At 61.6% G+C, this 22,650-nt stretch carries 25 protein-coding genes and 1 tRNA gene; 14 read left to right on the top strand and 12 right to left on the bottom strand.

The features are described 5' to 3' along the window. Window positions 1-7 precede the first annotated feature (7 nt). The 3 genes from VWY60_RS15890 (at window position 8) to recR (ending at window position 1,491) form a co-directional block, all read left to right on the top strand. Entirely contained in the window at window positions 8-379 is a 372-nt protein-coding gene (locus tag VWY60_RS15890; protein ID WP_260082097.1) for a hypothetical protein, read from the top strand. Window positions 380-389: 10 nt separating this feature from the next. After that, the gene (locus VWY60_RS15885) at window positions 390-734 is read left to right on the top strand and encodes a YbaB/EbfC family nucleoid-associated protein (protein ID WP_019298230.1); all 345 of its coding nucleotides are present in this window, start codon (window positions 390-392) and stop codon (window positions 732-734) included. A gap of 157 nt (window positions 735-891) precedes the next feature. After that, the gene (gene recR, locus VWY60_RS15880; RefSeq protein WP_416534616.1) at window positions 892-1,491 is read left to right on the top strand and encodes a recombination mediator RecR; all 600 of its coding nucleotides are present in this window, start codon (window positions 892-894) and stop codon (window positions 1,489-1,491) included. Between the two features lie 152 nt (window positions 1,492-1,643). Here the strand turns inward: recR and VWY60_RS15875 are convergent. Next, a tRNA-Met gene (locus VWY60_RS15875) sits at window positions 1,644-1,720 on the bottom strand. Between the two features lie 255 nt (window positions 1,721-1,975). Further along, window positions 1,976-2,746: a DUF1013 domain-containing protein gene (locus tag VWY60_RS15870; RefSeq protein WP_340546702.1), complete on the bottom strand. Its 771-nt coding sequence runs from the start codon at window positions 2,744-2,746 to the stop codon at window positions 1,976-1,978. 142 nt (window positions 2,747-2,888) lie between these two features. Between VWY60_RS15870 and VWY60_RS15865 the strand changes: the two genes are divergently transcribed. Then, window positions 2,889-3,572, top strand: coding sequence for a ribonuclease T2 family protein (locus VWY60_RS15865; protein ID WP_416541110.1), 684 nt, complete (start codon window positions 2,889-2,891; stop codon window positions 3,570-3,572). A 214-nt stretch (window positions 3,573-3,786) separates the two neighbouring features. Then, the gene (locus VWY60_RS15860; protein WP_340546700.1) at window positions 3,787-4,644 is read left to right on the top strand and encodes a DUF2189 domain-containing protein; all 858 of its coding nucleotides are present in this window, start codon (window positions 3,787-3,789) and stop codon (window positions 4,642-4,644) included. A gap of 49 nt (window positions 4,645-4,693) precedes the next feature. Here VWY60_RS15860 and VWY60_RS15855 read toward each other — a convergent pair whose 3' ends face one another. Together VWY60_RS15855 and VWY60_RS15850 are read right to left on the bottom strand one after the other, a co-directional pair. Next, a complete protein-coding gene (locus tag VWY60_RS15855; protein WP_416541109.1) occupies window positions 4,694-5,686 on the bottom strand; it encodes an NAD(P)H-quinone oxidoreductase in 993 nt (330 codons plus the stop codon). Window positions 5,687-5,777: 91 nt separating this feature from the next. Then, entirely contained in the window at window positions 5,778-6,500 is a 723-nt protein-coding gene (locus tag VWY60_RS15850) for a COQ9 family protein (protein ID WP_340546698.1), read from the bottom strand. 241 nt (window positions 6,501-6,741) lie between these two features. Between VWY60_RS15850 and rpsU the strand changes: the two genes are divergently transcribed. Further along, window positions 6,742-6,948, top strand: a complete 207-nt coding sequence (gene rpsU / locus VWY60_RS15845; protein WP_005614280.1) for a 30S ribosomal protein S21 — start codon at window positions 6,742-6,744, stop codon at window positions 6,946-6,948. A gap of 480 nt (window positions 6,949-7,428) precedes the next feature. On the opposite strand, the gene ppk2 is transcribed toward rpsU, so the two are convergent. The 3 genes from ppk2 to VWY60_RS15830 form a co-directional block, all read right to left on the bottom strand. Further along, the gene (gene ppk2 / locus VWY60_RS15840; protein WP_340546697.1) at window positions 7,429-8,346 is read right to left on the bottom strand and encodes a polyphosphate kinase 2; all 918 of its coding nucleotides are present in this window, start codon (window positions 8,344-8,346) and stop codon (window positions 7,429-7,431) included. 217 nt (window positions 8,347-8,563) lie between these two features. After that, entirely contained in the window at window positions 8,564-10,153 is a 1,590-nt protein-coding gene (locus VWY60_RS15835) for a GMC family oxidoreductase (RefSeq protein ID WP_416541108.1), read from the bottom strand. 102 nt (window positions 10,154-10,255) lie between these two features. Continuing rightward, entirely contained in the window at window positions 10,256-10,714 is a 459-nt protein-coding gene (locus tag VWY60_RS15830; RefSeq protein ID WP_014875917.1) for an Lrp/AsnC family transcriptional regulator, read from the bottom strand. Between the two features lie 137 nt (window positions 10,715-10,851). Here VWY60_RS15830 and ald point away from each other — a divergent pair, with 137 nt between their 5' ends. From ald to VWY60_RS15810, 4 genes are all read left to right on the top strand, one after another. Next, entirely contained in the window at window positions 10,852-11,967 is a 1,116-nt protein-coding gene (gene ald, locus VWY60_RS15825) for an alanine dehydrogenase (RefSeq protein WP_340546695.1), read from the top strand. Between the two features lie 143 nt (window positions 11,968-12,110). Beyond that, window positions 12,111-12,695 carry a TetR/AcrR family transcriptional regulator gene (locus VWY60_RS15820; RefSeq protein ID WP_416541107.1) on the top strand — a complete coding sequence of 195 codons (585 nt, stop codon included), beginning with the start codon at window positions 12,111-12,113 and terminating at the stop codon, window positions 12,693-12,695. Between the two features lie 73 nt (window positions 12,696-12,768). Continuing rightward, on the top strand, window positions 12,769-13,800 hold the full coding sequence (locus VWY60_RS15815; RefSeq protein ID WP_340546693.1) for an NADP-dependent oxidoreductase: 1,032 nt from the start codon (window positions 12,769-12,771) through the stop codon (window positions 13,798-13,800). Between the two features lie 30 nt (window positions 13,801-13,830). Then, window positions 13,831-14,505 (top strand): type 1 glutamine amidotransferase domain-containing protein, encoded by a 675-nt coding sequence (locus VWY60_RS15810; protein WP_340546692.1) that lies wholly within the window; start codon window positions 13,831-13,833, stop codon window positions 14,503-14,505. 80 nt (window positions 14,506-14,585) lie between these two features. Here the strand turns inward: VWY60_RS15810 and VWY60_RS15805 are convergent, their stop codons facing one another. The 3 genes from VWY60_RS15805 to dgcN form a co-directional block, all read right to left on the bottom strand. Continuing rightward, a complete protein-coding gene (locus VWY60_RS15805) occupies window positions 14,586-15,446 on the bottom strand; it encodes a D-amino-acid transaminase (protein ID WP_416541106.1) in 861 nt (286 codons plus the stop codon). Between the two features lie 10 nt (window positions 15,447-15,456). After that, window positions 15,457-16,422: an N-acetyl-D-Glu racemase DgcA gene (gene dgcA, locus VWY60_RS15800; RefSeq protein ID WP_340546690.1), complete on the bottom strand. Its 966-nt coding sequence runs from the start codon at window positions 16,420-16,422 to the stop codon at window positions 15,457-15,459. 174 nt (window positions 16,423-16,596) lie between these two features. Then, window positions 16,597-17,598, bottom strand: a complete 1,002-nt coding sequence (gene dgcN / locus VWY60_RS15795; RefSeq protein WP_340546689.1) for an N-acetyltransferase DgcN — start codon at window positions 17,596-17,598, stop codon at window positions 16,597-16,599. 315 nt (window positions 17,599-17,913) lie between these two features. On the opposite strand from dgcN, the gene VWY60_RS15790 reads away from it, so the two are divergent. Together VWY60_RS15790 and VWY60_RS15785 are read left to right on the top strand one after the other, a co-directional pair. Next, window positions 17,914-18,876, top strand: a complete 963-nt coding sequence (locus VWY60_RS15790; RefSeq protein ID WP_340546688.1) for an L-malyl-CoA/beta-methylmalyl-CoA lyase — start codon at window positions 17,914-17,916, stop codon at window positions 18,874-18,876. Window positions 18,877-18,928: 52 nt separating this feature from the next. Next, window positions 18,929-19,534 (top strand): hypothetical protein, encoded by a 606-nt coding sequence (locus tag VWY60_RS15785; protein WP_416541105.1) that lies wholly within the window; start codon window positions 18,929-18,931, stop codon window positions 19,532-19,534. A 53-nt stretch (window positions 19,535-19,587) separates the two neighbouring features. On the opposite strand, the gene VWY60_RS15780 is transcribed toward VWY60_RS15785, so the two are convergent. After that, window positions 19,588-20,040, bottom strand: a complete 453-nt coding sequence (locus tag VWY60_RS15780; protein ID WP_416534626.1) for an Lrp/AsnC family transcriptional regulator — start codon at window positions 20,038-20,040, stop codon at window positions 19,588-19,590. A 73-nt stretch (window positions 20,041-20,113) separates the two neighbouring features. Here VWY60_RS15780 and VWY60_RS15775 point away from each other — a divergent pair, with 73 nt between their 5' ends. Further along, window positions 20,114-20,710 carry a LysE family translocator gene (locus VWY60_RS15775; RefSeq protein ID WP_340546685.1) on the top strand — a complete coding sequence of 199 codons (597 nt, stop codon included), beginning with the start codon at window positions 20,114-20,116 and terminating at the stop codon, window positions 20,708-20,710. 3 nt (window positions 20,711-20,713) lie between these two features. Here the strand turns inward: VWY60_RS15775 and VWY60_RS15770 are convergent, their stop codons facing one another. Then, entirely contained in the window at window positions 20,714-21,550 is an 837-nt protein-coding gene (locus tag VWY60_RS15770) for an AraC family transcriptional regulator (RefSeq protein ID WP_416541104.1), read from the bottom strand. 120 nt (window positions 21,551-21,670) lie between these two features. Here VWY60_RS15770 and VWY60_RS15765 point away from each other — a divergent pair, with 120 nt between their 5' ends. Next, window positions 21,671-22,633: an acetyl-CoA carboxylase carboxyltransferase subunit alpha gene (locus VWY60_RS15765; protein WP_340546683.1), complete on the top strand. Its 963-nt coding sequence runs from the start codon at window positions 21,671-21,673 to the stop codon at window positions 22,631-22,633. Window positions 22,634-22,650 lie beyond the last annotated feature (17 nt).

Here is a 22,650-nt window from a genome sequence, read left to right as displayed (position 1 = left end):
AGGCTTAATGACGCTGTTTCCCGCTGCAGCAATTGCAGAAGTCTGTGATAAGGAACGACTATCTTGGAAACCGGGTGATGGTCCGGCCACCGCCTGGGATGAGTTGATAGGCCTCTCCACCCTGCCCGTGTCCCTTGCGTTGCTTGCCCTTGCGGGCATCGCTCTGACCACACGAAACCGCCCGACCTTCGCAATCGCTGCCGTGCTCTGGGCCGGTCTTGCCTTTGTCGTTGCGATTGACCGGTACGAAAACGCGCTGAATTATGCGGTAGCCTACGACCTTGCAGAAGATTGCTTGGCGCCACCCCACTTGTTCATCGGCCTTGCAGTTGCGATATGTGCCGGGATGACTTACGGCGCGCTGCGCCCTCGCACTTAGGAGAAAACAGATGCTCAAAGGCCTCGGCGGTCTTGGCGACATGGCCAAGATGATGAAATCGGCACAGGAACTGCAAACCAAAATGGCGCAGATGCAGGAAGACCTGCACAATGTCATGGTCACCGGCGAAGCAGGCGCAGGTCTGGTGAAGGCAACCGCCTCGGCCAAGGGCGATCTGAAGGCGCTGGATATCGACCCGTCGATCTTCAACGGCGACGACAAGGAAGTGGTCGAAGACCTGATCCTCGCCGCGATCAAGGATGCCCAGGCGAAGGCAGCCGAGAAGGCGCAGGACGAAATGGCCAAGCTGACCGAAAGCATGGGCCTGCCCAAGGATATCAAGCTGCCGTTCTAAGCTGCGGCATCATGCAGACCCGATCAGGCGGCCTTGTGGCCGCCTTTTCTTTTGCCCCGCAGGCACTGTAAAACAAAACCTGAACAGACTGCCTGCGCCCCCTTGTGCTTTCCAAGGGCAATCAGCCTATATAGCAGGGCAGATAGGGGCGTTAGGCATGATCAAGAACTCCACCACCGATATCGAAGACCTGATTGCCCTGATGGCCAAACTGCCGGGGCTGGGGCCGCGCTCTGCCCGCCGGGCGGTCTTGCACCTGATCCGCAAACGCGCCCTGCTGCTGACACCACTGGCTGAAACGATGAGTGACGTTGCAGCCACGGCTCGTGAATGCCTCAACTGCGGCAATGTCGGCACCAGCGATCTCTGTACCATCTGCGAGGATATGACCCGCGCCAACGGCGAACTCTGCGTGGTGGAGGATGTCGCGGATCTCTGGGCGATGGAGCGGGCGGCGGTCTTCAAAGGGCGCTATCACGTGCTTGGCGGCACCCTGTCGGCGCTGGATGCCGTTGGCCCCGACGAGCTGCGCATTCCCCGTCTGGTGGACCGGGTTCAGGCCGAGAACGTCACGGAGGTGATTCTGGCGCTCAACGCCACGATCGACGGCCAGACCACGGCGCATTACATTGCCGATCAGCTCAACGGTCGGGTTCGACTCACCTCTCTTGCGCAGGGCGTGCCCATCGGCGGAGAACTGGATTACCTCGACGAAGGCACCATCACGGCGGCCCTGCGCGCCCGCAAGGACATCTGACACGCCCGTGCCACCCTCGGCCCACGGCCACGCCCCATGCCCACGCGATATCTGATCAGACACAGCGGCTGGACGCTGATGTTCACAGGCGGAAACGCCGCGCAGTCACCCGGCACTATGCCAGTGGTCGAGTCTTTGTTTTCAAGGAGAAATGGTGGCGTGGGGGAGACTCGAACTCCCGACCTAACGATTATGAGTCGTTCGCTCTAACCAACTGAGCTACCGCGCCGTCGGGGTGCGAGGTACGCCAGCCACGGCCGCGCGTCAAGGCAGAAATGTCAGAAAAATGCAGCGATCCGCACCGAAAGGCGAATTTTTTGTAACGGTCGAATAATTGGCCTGCCCGCAGCTCAGCGGCCTGCCAGCATCCACGCCACAGCCACCCCGAAGGCAAGGCGCCTGAAACGCAAAAAAGCCACGGAACGCTGTGCATCCCGTGGCTTTTTTCTATCTTGCGTTACCCCTGTGCAGGGGCGCGTGTGGCTTAGAAACGGGGATCCGTATCGTCCTCGTCATCCTCGTCATCGCCACCGGCAGGCAGGTTGAAGAAGCTGTCAGCGTCAACCACATCCTCTTCTTCGGCGCGGCTCGGCTTGTCGCTGCCACCGAGGGTAAAGGTCTCCAGACCCTCAATCGCCGACGGCATACGGGGCTCTGCGTCCATCTCCAGCGACTGTTCAGTCGACACCAACTTGCGACGTTCGTCATCGCTCATCACACCACCTTCGGCAGCCTTCTTGGCGGCGGCTTTCTGTACGGCGGCATCCAGTTCGGACTGTTTACACAGGCCCAGAGCGACCGGGTCGATCGGCTGGATATTGGCAATGTTCCAATGGGTCCGCTCGCGGATCGCCTGAATGGTCGGCTTGGTGGTGCCCACCAGCTTGGAAATCTGGCCATCGGACAGCTCAGGGTGGAACTTCACCAGCCAGTAGATCGACGCCGGACGGTCCTGACGCTTGGACAGCGGCGTGTAGCGCGGTCCACGGCGTTTCTCTTCACCGGCAGCAGCCGGGTTGAACTTCAACTTCAGCTTATGCAGCGGGTTGTTTTCGGCCTTATCCACCTCTTCCTGCGTCAGCTGGTTGTTGGCAACCGGGTCGAACCCTTTGACGCCAGCAGCCACATCGCCATCAGCGATGCCCTGGATTTCCAGCTCGTGCATACCGACAAAATCGGCAATCTGTTTGAAGCTGATCGTGGTATTGTCCACCAGCCACACGGCGGTCGCCTTGGCCATCAACGGTTTTGCCATGCGCTCATCTCCTTAGTAACACGGTTGTCCCAGATACATCTTTCCCGTCGCCTGAAAGAGGCTTCCCCGATTTGGGGCGGTTTCCGTTGTCGGGGAACTTCAATTCTATATAGTCGCGATGTTTCTATAAGGAAAGAGGCGAATGCGCGGCATCAAACGGACCCTGAAGGCAGCCCTTATTGCGGTAGCAACTGTCGGACTGGGCATCGCCTTTGCCGCGACATCGCCGAGACAGGCAACAGCCGAAGGCGAGATTGCCGGGCAGTTCGACTACTATGTCCTCAGTCTCAGCTGGTCGCCGAACTGGTGTGCGCTGGAAGGCGATGCCAAACGGTCCGAGCAATGTGACCCCCGCCACGATCATGGCTGGACCCTGCATGGGCTCTGGCCGCAGTTCCATCGTGGCTGGCCGAGCTACTGCCGCACCGCAGAGGCGCCGCCGACCCGCCAGCAGACGCAGCAGATGGCCGACATCATGGGGACCTCCGGCCTCGCCTGGCATCAGTGGAAGAAACACGGAACCTGTAGTGGCCTGTCCGCTCGCGAATATTTCGCCCTCTCCCGGCAGGCCTACGCAGAGATCAACCGACCGCGTGCCTTTCGCAGGCTGACCCAAGCCGTGACCCTACCCGCCAGTCTGGTGGAGCAGGCCTTTCTGCAGGACAACCCCGATCTGAAGCCCGACACGCTGACCATCACCTGCCGCGATGGCCACATCCAGGAAGCCCGCATCTGTCTGTCCCGCGACCTGAAACCCGTGCCCTGCGGCCGCGATGTGATCCGGGACTGCACGCAGAAAAACGCGGTGTTCGAGCCGATCCGCTAGCGCTGCGATCCGCAAGGCCAGACGACTCCTGTGCCGAAGCACAGGGAGAGGCACCGGGAAATGGCATCCCTCGCGCCATAGTGACCCAATTTGCGCTGCCTTTATGGTAGACTGAGCATATGCACCACTCTGAGAGCACCTCAGATCCGGACCTGTCGTGCTCACCTCCCTTGACCGGACTGCCGCGCACTGCGCGAACCCGAGAGGAATAATCATGGCACGAACCATCGGAAACCCCATCAGCTGGCTGGCAAAATCCGTTGGCCTGACCAGTTCCCATCTCTCCGCTTCGGTGGACCATCTGGGCAGTGATAAGGCAGGCGAGATGCCCCGCGTGCTCCAGCTGGACATGGCAGACCTCGGTGCTGCGCTGCGGGCCGGGTGGCAGGATTTCGCGGCCTGCCGGTCTGACGCCATGGCGCTTGTCTTTCTCTACCCGCTGATTGGCGTGGCCTTGGTTGTCCTCAGCCTGTCGATGAACCTCCTGCCGTTGATCCTCCCGCTGGTCCTCGGATTTGCGCTGGTTGGCCCGGTCGCCGCCGTTGGGCTCTATGAGATGTCATCACGCCGCGAGGCCGGTTTCACACCGCGCTGGATGGACGCCTTTGCCGTGCTGCGCTCCCCGGCGTTCCTGTCGATCCTGATGCTGGGCCTATATCTGGCCGCGCTCTGCATCCTCTGGCTGACGGTGGCTGCGGCGATCTACAACCGCACGCTCGGGCCCGAGGCCCCGACATCTCTGGCGGCCTTTACCCAGGATATCTTCACCACCGGTGCCGGCTGGGCAATGCTGGTGATCGGCGGCACCGTAGGCGGGATCTTCGCCTTTGCAGCGCTCGCGGTCAGCCTTGTGTCTTTTCCGCTGTTGCTGGACCGGCATGTCGGCCTGCCCATCGCTGTCGCCACATCCCTGCGCGTGGTGCGCCGGAATCTCTGGGTCTCGCTGGTCTGGGGCCTCATTGTCGCGCTTGCGCTGCTGGTTGCTGCGATCCCGATGTTTGCGGGCATGATCGTGGTGGTCCCGGTATTGGGACACGCCACCTGGCATCTCTATCGCCGAGCCGTTGCCTGACACGTGCCGGCGACAACCGCGCCAGCACGATCAGCCCGCGCAGCGGGGCCTACCCCTCGCCGCCGACCTCCAGAACAATCTTGCCGATATGCGCAGAGCTTTCCATCCGTGCATGGGCCGCCGCCGCATCTTCCAGGGCAAAGGTCTGGTCCATCACCGGCGCGAATTTCCCTGCCTCGATAAGTGGCCAGACCACCTCGCGCAGATCCCGCGCAATCTGCGCCTTTGCCAGATCGCTCTGTGGTCGCAGTGTTGATCCGGTCAGCGTCAGACGCCGCGCCATGACCTGGGCAAAGTTCAACTCCACCTTCGGACCTGACAGAAACGCGATGTGGACCATGCGGCCATCATCCGCGAGCGCACGCACGTTGCGCGGAATATAGTCGCCGCCCACCATGTCCAGAATCAGATTGGCCCCGCCTTCGCTTTTCATTACCTCGACGAAATCCTCATCACGGTAATTGATCGCCCGTTCGGCCCCAAGCGTCAGGCACGCCGCACATTTCTCATCTGATCCGGCGGTCGTGAAGACCCGCGCGCCCAGCTGCGAAGCAAGCTGAATCGCAGTTGTTCCGATACCGGATGACCCTCCGTGAACAAGAAACCGCTCCCCGGCCAGCAGGCCCCCGCGGGTAAAGACGTTGGACCAGACGGTGAAACAGGTCTCCGGCAGGCAGGCCGCCTGCTTCATTGACAGCCCCTCAGGCACCGGCAGGCAATGCGCCGCTGGCGTCGCGACATATTCGGCATAGCCGCCGCCGGGTAGCAGCGCACAGACCCGGTCGCCCACAGTCAGCTCGCTGACCCCGGCGCCAATGGCGACCACCTCGCCTGAGGCTTCCAGGCCCGGCAGGTCGCTGGCGGTCGGGGGAGGTGCGTATTTGCCCGCGCGTTGCAGCGCATCCGGGCGATTGACGCCTGCATAGGCCACTTTCAGAACCACCTGCCCATGCGCCGGGGTCGGCATCGGGCGCGCACATCCCTGCAAAACCTCAGGCCCACCCGGCTCGCGAATCTCAATCGCCTGCATCATCTCGGTCATTGGCATTCCTCCGCTGTTGTCACTGCCTAGCAAAGGACGGCTGCCCGTCAAAGACGTTGCATTGGCGCAGGCAACCAGAACGTTGCGCCCATCAGCGCCGCGGGGTCGACCAACTGCCCGGCAGGTCGTCGCGCGCGCTCGGCGCCTTTATCTGCTGGGCCAGCCAGTTCGGCCCCACCAACAGAGGTTTCAGCAACGGGTTGGACTGCATCTGCGCCTTCAGTTTCTCGAACTGCATGACGTTGTCGATGCGACGGTCGAGAAACTCCCAGCTGGCTTGGTGGTTCAGACTGTCGTCTCCCAGCCAATAGAGCACGGTCGAAGAATAGACGCCCGCAAGCGATCCCCGCTTGGTGTACCAGTTGATATCCTCCGAAGAATCGCCAAGCGCGGTCCAGATCGCATCCACCGTGCCCCAGATCAGCCGAACACCATCGCCTGCGTATTGTGGCAGCGAAAACAAAGTGGTGCCACGGCGCACGGCTTCCTTATCGTCGACGACCTCCAGCCGCAGACGCACCGCCCGTGCGATCTTGTCACGAAACCGCAGGCCGGTCATGTCCTCTTGCGCCAATCGCTCAAGCATCAGCTGATCACCACGCCTGTGAAAGGCAACCGCCAGATCTACCGCGCCGCGTGGGCACAACGCCTCCGCCAGCGCCGGGGCAACACCGGCGTCCGCCACAGCTGCAGAGAATGTCGAGGCGCTCCAGCCATCAAAGGGCACATGCAGTAATGCGGCATTCAGCAGCCGCTCGATGGTGTCGCCCGCCTCAGGCACGGAGCGCGGGTCGGTGTGATCCTCAATCGTCATGATATCGCCTTCCGAAATCTCATCTCTCTCTAATCGCAATCGCGTCTTCTGGACACCGGGTATCACCTGCGGCGCGGACAGACACGCCCGGACCGTTTGGCTCAGCGACAATGACGCATCAAACAGCTACAGGAGCATCTGCACCGCCCCTGCCCGGCACTGGACAAGCTAGCACGACCTTGCTATATGGCCAGCTCCTGCAAATCCTTGCAACTCAACTTAGAAAGGTGGTGAAAACCACATGCAGGTTAGTGTTCGCGACAATAACGTCGATCAGGCGCTTCGTGCCCTGAAGAAAAAGCTGCAGCGTGAAGGCGTCTTCCGCGAAATGAAGCTCAAGCAACATTTCGAGAAGCCGTCCGAGAAAAAAGCGCGTGAGAAAGCTGAAGCGATTCGCCGTGCCCGTAAACTGGCACGTAAGAAAGCACAGCGCGAAGGCCTCCTCTGAGCCCTTCGGTCCGCAGTTCTGGACGCAAAATTGACGACCCCCGAGGCTTTGCCGCGGGGGTTTGTCGTTTTTGGCCTCCCCGAAAATAGCGAGTGCGACAATCCGTCGCCTATAAAATTAATATTTTATCAAAAAATACACGCAATACGTGTGTTCGTTTCAGGAAAACTGCGCTAGTCTGGTTAATGCACGGGCAGGCTGAAGCGTTTCCCCAGCAGCTGCCCGCTCCATCGGATCTGGAACACCCGGTGGTTTAAACCCGGAGCAGGCAGCGTCTCCCCCCCATCAGGCGCTTGTCTTACCCCCTTACAACCAAGGCATTTGCCGCTCCGGGTTCCTTCTCTCCTCAGAACCCACGGGTAGACAGCGCCCTGACTGCGCTTTCCCTAACAGCCCCGCACCACGCCTGCGCGCCCGCCCGATCAGGCGCAGCCAGGGCCCGGTCCCGGCGGCTGTCCAGACGCGACAAACGGCCTGCCGTCAGTAGATCTTGGGCACGTAGAGGTCATCCGGCAGCACCCGGCGTTCGTAGTCCGGCTTGTACTCTCGGTCCGGCAGCGAGACCCGTTCGCTCGGCACCTCGCTATATGGAATCTTCGTCAGCAGATGCTCGATACAGTTCAGCCGCTCGCGCTTCTTGTCGTTGCCCTCGACGATATACCAGGGCGCTTCCGGGATATTGGTGCGCTCGAACATATCTTCCTTGGCCTTGGTATACTGCTCCCAGCGGATTCGGCTCTCCAGATCCATCGGCGACAGCTTCCACTGTTTCATCGGATCATGGATCCGCATGAGAAACCGCAGCTGCTGTTCTTCATCGGTGATGGAGAACCAGTATTTCAGCAGGATGATGCCCGACCGAACCAGCATCCGCTCGAATTCGGGAACGTCCTGAAAGAACTGTTCGACCTGGTCATCGCTGGCAAATCCCATGACCCGCTCCACCCCGGCGCGATTGTACCAGGAGCGGTCGAAGAGCACGATTTCACCCGCCGCCGGCAGATACGGCACATAGCGCTGGAAATACCACTGGCTCTGCTCACGGCGGCTGGGGGCGGGCAAGGCCACCACCCGCGCCACCCGCGGGTTCAGGCGCTGGGTGATCCGCTTGATCACCCCGCCCTTGCCTGCGCTGTCGCGGCCCTCAAACAGAATGCAGACCTTTGCCCCAGTGTGCTGGACCCAGTCCTGCACCTTGATCAGCTCCGCCTGCAACCGCAGCAGATTGCGGAAATAGACCTTACGGTCCAGCATCTCCGGATGCTGTGAGCGATAGATCTTGCGCAGCTCCATCGACAGCATCGGTTCGGCGAACTCGATCTCGAAATCTTCGTCCAACGTGTCCTGAAGTTCAGCGTCCAGCCAGTCAAAGGAATCAGGGTCATACTCGCTGGTCACGCTCGGGCTCCTTGGTCGGTTAGTGGTCAGTCACGCGGCAGTAGCAGGCGGATGTGATTGTTTCATGTCACACCATACCGTCGCAGAGATCCGTCGGCACTCCGCGCCGTCACTGCCAACAGGCCATCGCTCCCCGTGGCGCGACCGCCGACAGGGTCAGAACAGGGAATCGAATAATCCGAACGGGCGCAAGGGGGCACGGTGCGAGAAACGCCAATTACGCGCGATGATCACTCAAAATCATGTCAGCTGCCTTTTCCGCGATCATGATTGTGGGGGCATTGGTATTGCCGCTGGGAATCACCGGCATCACACTGGCATCAACCACCCGCAGCCCCGCCACTCCGCGCAGCCGAAGTGCCCCATCCACCGGCGCCGTTTCCTCGATGCCCATCCGCACCGTACAGGTCGGGTGAAATATCGTGGTGCCGATATCACCCGCTGCCTGCATCAGATCCGCCTCCTCATCGGATCCGCCGCCCGGCTTCAGCTCCTCCGGCAGATAGCGGCGCATGGCGGACTGCCCCATGATCGCGCGTGCCTGCCGGATCGCGGCGACCGCGACCTGACGATCGCCTGCGGTTGACAGGTAATTGGGTGCAATACGCGGCGCCTGCATCGGATCGGCGCTGGTGATCGCCACCTCACCCCGGCTTTCGGGCCGCAGGTTGCACACACTCGCCGTCAGCCCCGGAAAGTCATGCAGCGGCTGACCAAAGGCCTCCAGCGTCAGGGGCTGCACGTGATACTCCAGATCCGGCGTCGCCAGATCCGGGCGCGACCGTGAAAACGCACCCAGCTGACTGGGCGCCATCGACATCGGGCCAGACCGGCGCAGCGCATATTCGGCAGCGATCTTCACCTTGCCAATCAGCGAGTTTGCCAGCGTGTTCAGCGTCTTTGCCCCGCTCAGCCGCCAGGCGCAGCGCAGCTGCAAATGATCCTGAAGGTTCCGGCCAATCTCAGGTAGGTCACGATGCACCTCGATCCCATGCGCCCGCAGCAGTTCCGCCGGACCCAGGCCAGAGAGTTGCAGGATCTGAGGGCTGTTGATTGCGCCCGCCGACAGCACGATTTCCCCCCGCGTCCGCGCGGTCCTGACCACGCCCCCCTGGCTGTACTCCACGCCCACCGCCCGGCCCTCTTCGATCAGAATGCGCCGTGTATGGGCGCCGGTCTCGACCTTCAATGTCTCGCCGGTTGCGGTCCGCAGAAACGCCTTTGCGGTGTTCATCCGCCAGCCGCCACGCTGATTCACCCGGAAGTAACCGACTCCTTCGTTGTTACCGGTGTTGAAATCCGTGACCTTTGGCAGCCCCCAGTCCGCGGCCGCCTGCATCCAGTCGTCCAGCACATCCCAATGCAGCCGCTGGTTTTCCACCCGCCATTCGCCGCCCGAGCCGTGCAGATCGGACGGCCCTTCAACATAATCCTCTGACTTCTTGAAATAGGGCAGCACGTCGTCCCAGCCCCAGCCTGTCAGGCCGCGCTGACGCCAGCCGTCATAATCCGCCGCCTGTCCGCGCAGGTACAACATCCCGTTGATGGAGGAACAGCCGCCCAGCACCTTGCCACGCGGATAGATCAGCGCCCGCCCGTTCAGCCCGGCCTCGGCCTCGGTCCGATACATCCAGTCGGTACGCGGATTGTTGATGCAATAGAGATATCCCATCGGGATATGCACCCAATGGTAGTTGTCCCGACCTCCCGCTTCCAACAGCAGCACGCGCTGCCCTGCGGCACTCAACCGGTTGGCCAGCACACACCCCGCGCTGCCCGCGCCAATGATGATATAGTCCCAGTCCATATGCCCCCGCCCGCGACGATCCTGCCGTCTTGTTCTGCCGGAGCAGTCTTTCCCAGATCACGGAGCCTGACAAGCCGCCCTGCCACAGGGGCGCTGCCCCGATCAGACCGGCAGCGCCGTGGTCTTGAACACCGTACGCAGCGCAAAGGAGCTTTGCATCTGCGCCACGCCGGGCAGTCGCGTCAGATGCTGGCGATGGATGCGGGCGAAATCATCGGTGTTTTCAGCCACCACTTTCAGGATGTAATCCGCCGTTCCCGCCATCAGATGACATTCAAGCACATCCGGAATGCGTGCCACTGCCTTCTCAAACGCGTCCAGCAGCTCGTCGGCCTGGCTTTGCAGGGTAATCTCCACAAATACCGTTGCGGGCAGGTTCATCTTGCGTGCATCCAGCAGCGCGACATAATTGCGGATATAGCCATCCGCCTCCAGGCGCTGGACCCGTCGGTGGCAGGCCGACGCCGACAGGTTAACCTGTTCGCTCAGCTCTGCGTTGGAGATCCGGCCCTGCTTCTGCAACACCTGCAAGATCCGACGATCCGTGTGATCAAGTGACATATGGTGAAAGATCCTTCGTCAAAGTTACAATATATTCGAAGAACCTTCGATCTGCACCTTTTTAATCTGCCCAAAAAAGAAGCACTTTTCACTGCGCCTGCGGCACAATAGCGCAAGCATGTAGGAGGAGTGATTACATGAAAATCGGATGCCCCACAGAGATCAAGCCGCAGGAATTCCGCGTCGGCATGACGCCGGACGCCGCCCGTGAAGCCGTTAACCACGGACATTCTGTCCTGATCCAGGCCGGCGCTGGCATGGGTGCAGGTTTCACCGATGAGGATTACGTCGCCGCTGGTGCCGCCATCATCGACACCGCCGAAGAAATCTTCGCCACCGCCGACATGATCGTGAAGGTCAAGGAACCCCAGGCCGTTGAGCGCAAGATGCTGCGCGAAGGCCAGCTGCTGTTCACCTATCTGCACCTGGCCCCCGATCCGGAGCAGACAAAGGACCTTCTGGAAAGCGGCTGTACCGCCATCGCCTATGAAACCGTGACCGACGACCGTGGCGGCCTGCCGCTGCTGGCGCCGATGTCCGAAGTGGCCGGCCGTCTGGCCCCGCAGGTTGGCGCATACACCCTGCAAAAGGCAAACGGTGGCCGTGGCGTTCTGATGGGCGGCGTGCCCGGCGTGGCCCCCGCCAAGGTTGTTGTGATCGGCGGCGGTGTGGTCGGCACCCATGCGGCCAAGATCGCTGCGGGGATGGGCGCAGATGTCACCATTCTCGACCGGTCGCTCACACGCCTGAAGTACCTCGACGATGTCTTCGGTCGCGACTTCAAGAACCAGTATTCCACCGCTGGTGCCACCGCCGAGCTGGTCCGTGACGCCGATATGGTGATCGGTGCGGTTCTGATCCCCGGTGCCGCGGCGCCGAAACTGGTCTCCCGTGCACAGCTCAGCGAGATGAAGCCGGGTGCGGTTCTGGTCGACGTCGCTATCGACCAGGGCGGCTGCTTCGAGACCTCCAGAGCCACCACCCACGCCGACCCGATCTACGAAGTCGACGGCATCATGCACTACTGCGTGGCCAACATGCCGGGCGCCGTCGCGCGCACCTCGACCCAGGCCCTGGGCAATGCGACCCTACCCTTCATGCTGAACCTCGCCAACAAAGGATGGAAACAGGCCTGCGCCGATGATCCGCACCTGCTGAACGGTCTGAACGTCCACGCGGGCAAGCTGACCTATTTCGCCGTCGGCAAGGCACTGGGTATCGACGTCGTCTCCCCACAACTGATGATCAAGTAAAACCTCCCTCACACTTGGCATCAGCCTGAACAAGGCCCCGCAATCGCGGGGCCTTGTCGCATTTTCAGCAGGTTTGATCCGCCGCAGAAATAATTCTGCAAGCGTCACTAGACAATCGGTCTAGTCAGCTTATGTCTAGCGTCATGAGTGAGACACGCCTGCAAATTCTGGACACCGGCCGCAAGCTGACCGCACAGCGCGGCTACACCTCGGTTGGCCTGACCGAGCTGCTGAGCACGGCGCAGGTGCCCAAAGGCTCCTTCTATCACTATTTCGCCTCGAAAGAGGATTATGGCTGCGCGCTCCTGCGCCACTATGTTGATCAATACCGGCTGGAGCTTCGGCACACGCTGAATGATCCCGAACAGTCGGGGCGGGATCAGGTGCTGGGCTATTTCCGCTGCTGGAAAGATCGCCAGATCTCCGGCAACGCAGAGCAGAAATGCCTGATCGTGAAGCTAGCAGCAGAAGTGTCCGATCTGTCCGCCGACATGCGCGCGATCCTGCAACACGGCGTTGAATCGATCGTCGCCCGCCTGTCCGACTGCCTTCGCGGCGCGCAGGCGGATGGGTCTCTGGCCGCAAGTGTCGATCCCGACCAGACCGCCACAACCCTCTACCAGATCTGGCTGGGCGCCAGCCTCATGGCACATCTGTCCCAGGACGGCGCGCCGTTTGAAACCGCCATGTCCCAGACCCTGATCATGCTCCCACCACCGCAGAGCTGATCCGCGCCAAAAAAATTTTCCAACCACTAGACGATCGGTCTAGTTCGCAACTTCATCAGAGAGGAACCATCCCATGCCACAGTCCGACAGCACCAACCGCAAATTCGTCCTCGCAGAGCGCCCCAAGGGTGAGCCGACCGACAGCACCCTGCGCCTGGAAACCAGCGACATCCCGACCCCCGGCGAAGGCCAGATGCTGCTGCGCAACGAATACCTGTCGCTGGATCCCTACATGCGCGGCCGGATGAGCAGCGCCCCGTCTTATGCCGCTCCGGTCGAAATCGGAGAGGTCATGGTGGGCGGCACCGTTGCACAGGTCGTGACCTCCAACCTTCAGGGGTACGAACCGGGCGACTGGGTTGTCGCCTTCGGCGGCTGGCAGGACTATGCACTGTCTGATGGCACCCTCACCATCAATATGGGCAAGACCCCGCAGAACCCCTCCTGGGCGCTTGGTGTTCTGGGCATGCCCGGTCTCACCGCCTGGGCGGGTCTCACCCAGATCGGCCAGCCAAAGGAAGGCGAAACACTGGTGGTCGCAGGCGCCAGCGGACCCGTGGGGGCGACCGTAGGCCAGATCGGCAAGATCCTCGGTTTGCGCGTTGTCGGCATCGCCGGCGGGGCCGAAAAATGCCAGCATGTCGTCGACACTTTGGGCTTTGACGCCTGCATAGATTACAAGACTGATAGCTTTGCCGACGATCTCGCCAAGGCGGTCCCGGATGGCATCGACATCTATTTCGAGAACGTCGGCGGTGCCGTCTTCGATGCGGTGATGCCGCTGTTGAACCCCTCGGCTCGGATCCCGCTCTGCGGCCTCATCTCCCAGTATAATGCCACCGCTCTGCCCGAAGGCCCCGACCGGATGAACTATCTGATGGGCCAGCTGCTGCGCAAGCGCATCACCATGCGCGGCTTCATTGTCTTTGACGATTTCGGCCACCTCTACCCGGAGTTCGCCAAGCAGATGACCGGCTGGGTACAGGACGGCAAAGTGAAATACCGCGAGGAAATGATCGAAGGTCTGGAACAAGCGCCCGCCGCATTCGTTGGTCTCCTGAGAGGCGAGGCCTTTGGCAAACGCGTCATTCACCTCGCCGACTGATCTGAACTTCATATGGAAAGGAGACCCGAGATGAAAATCCTGATGGTTCTCACATCCCACGACCAACTGGGCGACACGGGCGAAAAAACCGGCTTCTGGCTGGAGGAATTCGCCGCCCCCTACTACGTGTTCAAAGATGCCGGCGCCGAAGTCACGCTGGCCTCGCCCAAAGGCGGCCAGCCGCCACTTGACCCCAAAAGCGACGATGACAGCGCCCAGACCGAAGCCACCCGCCGGTTCAAGGACGATCCCGCCGCGCAGGGCGCCTTGGCCAATACCAAGGTGCTGTCCGAGGTGACAGACGCAGGTTTCGATGCGATCTTCTACCCCGGTGGCCACGGCCCGCTCTGGGATCTGGCCGAAGACGCCGACAGCCGCCGCCTGATCGAAGGGTTCGCCAGGAGCGACCGCCCGGTCGGCGCCGTCTGCCACGCCCCGGCCGTGTTCCGCCACACCGAAGGGGCCGATGGCAAACCGCTGGTGGCGGGCAAGCGCGTCACCGGATTCACCAACACCGAGGAAGAGGCCGTTGGCCTCACCGATGTGGTGCCCTTCCTGGTCGAGGACATGCTGAAAGCCAATGGCGGCCTGTATGAAAAACAGGACGACTGGGCGGAATTTGCCATCATCGACGGCAAGCTGGTCACCGGGCAGAACCCGGCCTCCTCCGAGGATGCAGCCCGCAAGCTGATGTCGCTTCTCTAACGACGCGCGACAGACCACCAATAAAAAGGCCGCCCTCCATCACGGGGGGCGGCCTTTTCCGGTCTCGCAGAACAGCGCGATCAGATCGCTTCTTTCATGCTTTCTTCCAGATAGATCTCGCGCAGGCGCTTGGCGATCGGGCCCGGCGTACCATCGCCCAGCGCTACACCATCAATTTCAACAACCGGCATCACGAAAGCAGAAGCCGAGGTGGTAAAGGCCTCATCCGCCGCCATGGCTTCCTCGATGGTGAACAGGCGCTCTTCCACTTTCAGCTGTGCCTCTTCCGCCATGCGCAGAACCGCCTTGCGAGTGATGCCGTGCAGAATGTCATTGGACAGCGGGCGGGTGACGATCACGCCATCCTTGACGAAATAGGCGTTGTTCGACGTCCCCTCGGTCACATGACCATCCTCGATCATCCAGGCGTCATCTGCGCCGGCCTTCTTGGCCATCATCTTGCCCATGGAGGGGTAGAGCAGCTGCACGGTCTTGATGTCACGACGGCCCCAGCGGATGTCCTCGATCGAGATGATCTTGGCGCCTTTCTTGGCTGCCGGGCTGTCCGCAAGACCGGGTTTGTTCTGGGTAAACAGCACCAGCGTCGGCTGGGTATCGGCAGAGGGGAACACAAAATCACGATCCCCGTCCGAGCCACGGCTGACCTGCAGATAGACCAGGCCTTCGTCGATACCGTTCAGTTCAACCAGCTTGCGGTGTATCTCCAGCAGCTCTTCCTTCGAGCAGGGCTCCGCCATCTCCAGCTCATCCAGCGAGCGCTTCAAACGCACGGCGTGACCTTCGAAATCGATCAGCTTGCCGCCCAGAACCGACGTCACCTCATAGACCGCATCCGCCATCAGAAAGCCGCGGTCAAAAATGGAGACCTTGGCTTCGGTCTCGGGCAGGTATTCGCCATTCACATATACGGTACGGGTCATCTTGGTCTCCTTAACCCCACAAGGCTGCGTTCGGCGGGTGCACGCCGGCTGCGTCGAAATTCAACGGTTCCTCGCGGTCTTCGGCCAGAAGCAGCGGCCCGTCAAGGTCCGTGACCACCGCACCCTGCGCCACCAGTGTCGCAGGGGCCATCGCCAGAGACGATCCCACCATGCAGCCCACCATCACATCAAAGCCCCGCGCCAGTGCCGCCTCGCGCAGTTTCAGCGCTTCGGTCAGCCCGCCGGTCTTGTCCAGCTTGATATTGATGACATCATATTTTCCTTCAAGCGCAGCAAGGCTCTCACGGTCATGGCAGCTCTCATCGGCGCAGACCGGCACCGGCCGCTCCATCCCTAACAGGGCCTCATCCTCTCCCGCGGGCAGCGGCTGTTCAACCAGCGCCACACCCAGCCGCACCAGATGCGGGGCAAGATCGGCATAGACCTCCGCGCTCCACCCCTCATTGGCATCAACGATGATCCGCGCATCAGGCGCACCCGCGCGCACGGCTTCCAGGCGGGCCATATCGTCAGCGGTCCCCAGCTTGATCTTCAGAAGCGGACGATAGGCATTCTTCGCTGCCTGCGCCTGCATGTTCTCGGGGCTATCAAGCGACAGCGTATAGGCGGTGATCTCGGGCTTTGGCTCCGGCAGACCTGCCAGCTCCCAGACGCGCTTGCCCGCCCGTTTCGCTTCCAGATCCCATAGCGCACAATCCACTGCGTTGCGCGCCGCGCCCGCAGGCAGGAGCGATTGCAGCTCTTCACGACCAAAAGTCTCGGGCAGACCTTCAATCTCGGCAGTGACACTCTCAAGCGTCTCGCCATAGCGCGCATAGGGCACACATTCGCCCCAGCCCGTCATACCATCCTGCTCAATGCGGACCGTCAGCACCTTGGCCTCGGTGCGCGAGCCGCGGGAGATGGTAAAGACCTGCGCCAGCTTGAAGGTATCGGGGGTCACGCTGATCTGCATGGCTGTCTCCATCACTGCGGTTTTAGTCAATCTCTATTTGGTCAAATCCGACCGCGCGGGATCCAACCGGACAAGGCGCCGGCAAGGACGCAGGCCCCGGATGTCATCTTTCCCGAAATACTCCCGCCGGAGGCTCCGATCCTGTCGGACCACCCCGGCGACAGCGAGGTTAGATCACACCGCGTTCAGCGCGTCCACCAGACGGCCAGCGCCATGGCGATAAGGGTCAACCGCAGGCAGACCCATCCGCGCCTCGACCTCGGCGAGGTAGGATTTCGCCTCTTCCTCGCTCAAATGCTGGGTGTTGACGGAAATGCCGACAACCTTGCAGTCCGGGTTGGAAACCTGCGCCAGCGGCAGCGCGGTATCACGCAGCTGCTCCAGGCTCGGCAGCTTATATCCCGGCAGGCCACGCATATGCTCACGGGTCGGCTCATGGCACAGGATCAGCGCATCCGGCTGCCCACCATGCACCAGTGCCATGGTCACCCCGGAATACGACACGTGAAACAAAGAGCCCTGACCTTCGATCAGATCCCAGTGGTCGTCTTCATTGTCCGGCGTCAGATACTCGACGGCACCGGCCATGAAATCCGCAATCACGGCATCCAGCGGCACGCCTTGGCCGGTGATCAGAATACCCGTCTGACCCGTCGCGCGGAAGGACGACTTCATCCCGCGTTCCTGCATCTCGGCATCCATCGCCAGCGCGGTATACATCTTGCCGACCGAACAATCCGTGCCAACCGCCAGACAGCGCTTGCCGCTGCGCTTCACCCCATTGGCGATCGGATAGCCAACAGTGGGCACGCGCACATCATGCAGGGTGCCGCCATGGGTCTGGGCAGCTGCCACCAGATCGCCCTCATCGCGCAGCAGGTTGTGCAGGCCAGACGCCAGATCATAGCCCATCTCGAGGGCCGCAATCAGCACCTCTTTCCACGCCGGAGAGATCACGCCGCCCCGGTTGGCAACACCGATCACCAGCGTCTTGGCACCGGCGGCCTTGGCCTCTGCCAGCGTCATGTCGGTCAGCCCCAGATCGGCACCACAGCCTGGCAGGCGGATCTGGCCCACCGCATGGTCGGGCCGCCAGTCACGGATACCGATGGCCACCTTGGCAGCCAGCATATCGGGCGCGTCGCCCAGAAACAGCAGATACGGGGTCTCGATCATGGCGGGGCCTCCTGAGTAAAAGTCGAGTTCCGCGCGAGTGTAAGAGAGCCGCTCTGCGAGAGGCTCCCGAATTCCGCGCAATATCCGCAGGTCAACGCAGATTTCTTCGACGTTTTCGCAAATTACACGAAGATTATTCGATCCTCGCGACGGATGCGCGCGTTCCTTGCTTGGTTGCGCCCGCAGGCACGCGTCAGAGCTGCCGCTTTCTGCATCTGCAATGCTGCGCTTGCACAAATTCCTTGCAGGTCGGATCGTAATTTAATACCAAAACAGAAGGAAAATTTGACACTTCATTACCCAAAGGTCACCAGCATGAGTTTTCGCATCCAACCCGCCGCCCCGGCCCGCCCCAACCGTTGCCAGTTGTTCGGCCCCGGCTCCAACACCAAGCTCTTTCCCAAAATGGCGGCCTCGGCAGCGGATGTGATCAACCTCGATCTGGAAGATTCGGTAGCCCCCTCCGACAAGGACAGCGCCCGCGCCAATGTGATCGAGGCCCTGAACACGGTCGACTGGGGCAACAAATACATGTCGGTGCGCATCAATGGGCTGGATACGCCCTATTGGTATCGCGATGTTGTGGATCTTCTGGAACAGGCCGGTGACCGCCTCGATCAGATCATGATCCCCAAGGTGGGCTGCGCTGAAGACGTCTATGCGGTCGACGCGCTGGTCACCGCCATTGAACGCGCCAAGGGCCGCAGCAAACCGGTATCCTTTGAGGTGATCATCGAATCCGCTGCGGGCATCGCCCATGTCGAAGCCATCGCCGCCAGCAGCCCACGCCTTCAGGCCATGTCGCTGGGTGCGGCGGATTTCGCGGCCTCAATGGGCATGCAGACCACCGGCATCGGCGGCACGCAGGAAGACTACTACATGCTGCGCGCGGGCGAAAAACACTGGTCCGATCCCTGGCACTGGGCGCAGGCCGCCATCGTTGCCGCCTGTCGCACCCATGGCATCCTGCCGGTGGACGGTCCATTCGGAGATTTCTCTGATGACGAGGGCTATATCGCCCAGGCCAAACGCTCCGCCACGCTGGGGATGGTCGGGAAATGGGCCATCCACCCCAAACAGATCGCACTGGCCAATCAGGTCTTCACCCCGTCACAAGAGGCAGTCTCCGAGGCCCGCGAAATCCTCGCCGCAATGGAAACTGCCAAGGCCAACGGCGAAGGTGCCACCGTCTACAAGGGTCGCCTGGTCGATATCGCCTCGATCAAACAGGCCGAGGTGATTGTCGCCCAATCGGACCTGATCGCCAGCAACAGCTGACCCAGAAAGCCGGGAGCGCAACCGCGCTCCCGCCCAGCCACAGGCGCAGACCATGACCGACCTCACGCTCATCCATACGGCCGACGTCCATGTGGCAACCTTCGAGGCGCTGGCCGGCTCGGCAAAACTGCACCACATTGTCCGCCCCGACTGGCTCGAACGGGCGCAAAATGGCATCGACGACACCCTGCGCGAGGAGGTCACCGCCGAGATCCGCCAGGTCACCGGTCCCGCCCTGTGCACCTGCACCACGCTGGGCGAGCTGGCAGAAACCGCTGGCGCCACGCGACTCGACTGGCCGATGATGCAGGCCGCCGCCCAGATCGGCGGTCCGGTGCTGCTCGCCTACTGCCTGGACAGCACCCGCGCTGCCTCCACTGCGCTGCTCGAACGCGCCGTCGCCCAAAACGGCCAGACCGCCGAGATCCGCAGCCTGCCGCTGACCGGCCTCTGGCCTCATTTCACCAATGGCAACAGCGAGTTGTTCCACACCGAGATCGCCACCTGGATCAGCACCAGCCTGGCCTTGGTGGCTGATACCGCCTGTGTGGTCCTGGCGCAGGCCTCGATGGCCGGGGCTGCTGATCTCGTTAAAACGGAGATCCCCGTACTGGCCTCCCCTGCCATCGCCATGCGCGCCGCCCTGGCCGAAGGGTGACAGCAGCCCTGTCACCTTTCCTCAAATACTCAAAAATACCACCACCCCGGCGCTCAGGCCCGCAGATCCTTGGGCGATCCCATGACCACATAGGTGGTGATCGAAGTGACATAAGGCGACGTGCCCAGAATATCGGTGTGAAACTTCTTGTAACTTGGCAGATCTGCGCATTCGACCCGCAGCAGATATTCGATGGTGCCGGTGATATTGTGGCACTCCACCACCTCCGGCGCCTGTCGCATCGCAACCTCAAAGGCCTCCTGCGCTTCCTTGGTGTGTTCGCCAAGGCCAACGCCGATATAGGTGACAAACCCCACGCCTAGCGCCTGACGGTTCAACACCGCACGGTAGCCGGTGATGAGACCGCTGCGCTCCATCTCTTGTACCCGGCGCAGACAGGCCGAGGGTGACAGACCAACCCGGTCGGCCAGCTCCAGATTGCTGATCCGCCCGTCCCGGGTCAGCTCACGCAATATCTTGTCGTTTATTTGATCAAGTTTCGCCATTTGTTGCAAAACATGATCCATTCACGCAGAGAACGCAATTTCATTCATGCCGAGACCCTGCATTTTCATCGCCATGACTTATGAACTCTTCCTCGCCCTTGCGGCTTTTGTCTTCGGCACTGTTTTCACGCCCGGTCCCAACAATCTGATGTTGATGGCCTCAGGCGCCAATTTCGGTTTCCAGCGCACCCTGCCACATCTTCTTGGCGTGGCGATCGGCTTTCCGCTGATGATCCTGCCGGTGGGCCTTGGCGTGATGCAGCTGTTCGACGCCTTCCCGCCACTCACCTGGATCATGACCGCCCTGTCGGTGGCCTATATGCTCTGGCTGGCCTGGAAGGTCGCCAATGCGGCCCCGCCGCAGGACGGCGAGGCACAGGGCACGCCGCTCAGCTTTCTTCAGGCCTGTGCCTTCCAATGGGTCAACCCAAAGGCCTGGGCAATGGCACTCGGCGCGATCACCCTCTATGCAGCCAGCCGCGATGTGACGGCGATCCTCTGGGTATCGGGCACCTATCTGCTGATTGGCTGTTTCTCAGCCTCGACCTGGACCATTCTGGGTCAGCAACTGCGACGGCTGCTGACCCGGCCCGCTCAGCTGCGGGCATTCAACTGGACCATGGCGGCGCTGCTGTTGGCCTCGCTGGCCGCGATCCTGCTACAGGGCTGACACTCACTTCAGCGGCAGGCAGATTTCGGTCAGCAGCTCCTCCGGCGCGACCTGATGCGGATCATTGAGATAGATCTCGTAACAGGGCGCATCGGCCGGCTCTTCCTGCGACTGCGGTAACCAGGCCCCGAACAGATCGCCATAGGCCGCATGGATCCCGGAGTATGGCCCCTTGTAAGTCAGGACTGCGGTCTTGCCGCCGGGCAAGACAACCTCTTCCATCCCCTCCGGCAGGACGCTGTCATCGGCCGTGCTGGCCCCGGCGAAGCTGCGCAGCTCCGCATCCGGAACAGCATCCGGGCTGTCGAGGTAGACACCGATCATCTGGTGCATCTGCGGCCAGAGATTGCGCGCCGTACAAAGCGCGGAAAAGGCCTCGAAACTGCGACCAATCTCGCTATAGGCGCCTTTGTGGGCAAGCGCGGCCAGCCTGCGGCCGGGTTCGGTGCGAAGGGTAACGGGTAACATGGGTTCTCCTTTGGCAATCAGGTTGGGATTTGGCGGCAGAAGACGGCCCCTTTTGCGAAACGCAGCGGGCGACACCCCATAGGCATCGGCGAAAACACGGGCAAAGGAGCGTGGATTGGGATAGCCGGCAGCCTCGCCGATACGCTCGATCCGCGCGCTGCCCTGCACCAGAGCGGTCGCCGCCAGATGCAGCCGGATACGGCGCACCGCCTGCGCGCAGGTTTCCCCGGTCAGGGCGCGAAACACCCGGTGCCAATGGAACCGCGACATCGCCGCGACATCCGCCAGCGCATCCAGCGACAGATCCCCCTCGGGGTTGTCGTAGATATACGCCAGCACACGCAGAATGCGGTCCTCATAGGAGTTGCTCATCGGAAAACGTCCCTCTTCTGACCGGTTTTGGATGCCATAGCAGCACTTCACAAATCTTGCTGAGTTGCATCCGCCGCCCCTTGAGGCCATATATCGGGCAAACCGCTCGAGTGAGACGACATGACCCAGTACATGGATTTTGAGAAACCGTTGGCCGAAATCGAAGGCAAGGCGGAAGAACTGCGCGCCCTGGCCCGGGCCAATGAAGAGGCCGATCTGACAGATGAGGCCGCAGCGCTAGACGCCAAGGCGGCGCAGTTGCTGATCGATCTTTACAAGGATCTGACCCCCTGGCGCAAATGTCAGGTCGCGCGTCACCCCGAACGGCCGCATTGCCGCGATTACATTGATGCGCTGTTCACCGAATACACGCCACTGGCCGGTGACCGGAACTTTGCCGATGATCTGGCGGTTATGGGCGGCCTGGCCCGCTTCAACGACCAGCCGGTGATGGTGATCGGCCATGAAAAAGGGTCCAACACCAAGGCTCGCATCGCCCATAACTTTGGCATGGCCCGCCCCGAAGGCTACCGCAAGGCCATCCGCCTGATGGAAATGGCCGGTCGTTTTGGCCTGCCGGTGGTGACCCTTGTGGACACCGCAGGCGCCTATCCCGGCAAAGGTGCCGAAGAACGCGGCCAATCCGAAGCCATTGCCCGCTCAACCGAGATGTGCCTCAAGATCGGTGTGCCGCTGATCTCCATCATCATCGGCGAAGGCGGCTCCGGTGGTGCCGTGGCCTTTGCCACCGCGAACCGCGTCGCGATGCTGGAACATTCGGTTTACTCCGTGATCAGCCCCGAAGGCTGCGCCTCGATCCTGTGGAAGGATGCCGAGAAAATGCGTGAAGCCGCCGAAGCCCTGCGCCTTACCGCCCAGAACCTCAAGGAGCTGGCCGTGGTGGATAAGATCATCCCGGAACCGCTCGGCGGCGCCCATCGCAATGCCGAAGCCGCCTTTGAGGCGGTGCGCGGCGCGCTGGCTGAGATGCTGGCCGAGCTGGAGGGCAAAGATGCGGCCACGCTGATCAAGGACCGGCGCCAGAAGTTCCTGGACATCGGCTCCAAGGGGCTGGCGGCCTGACGCCTCCCCCGCCCTGA

The sequence above is a fragment of the Phaeobacter sp. JH20_26 genome (genome assembly GCF_048056275.1).
Classification (GTDB): Bacteria; Pseudomonadota; Alphaproteobacteria; order Rhodobacterales; family Rhodobacteraceae; genus Phaeobacter; species Phaeobacter bryozoorum.
Note: the sequence above shows the minus strand (reverse complement) of the source record. Positions and strands in the feature narration are given on the sequence as shown.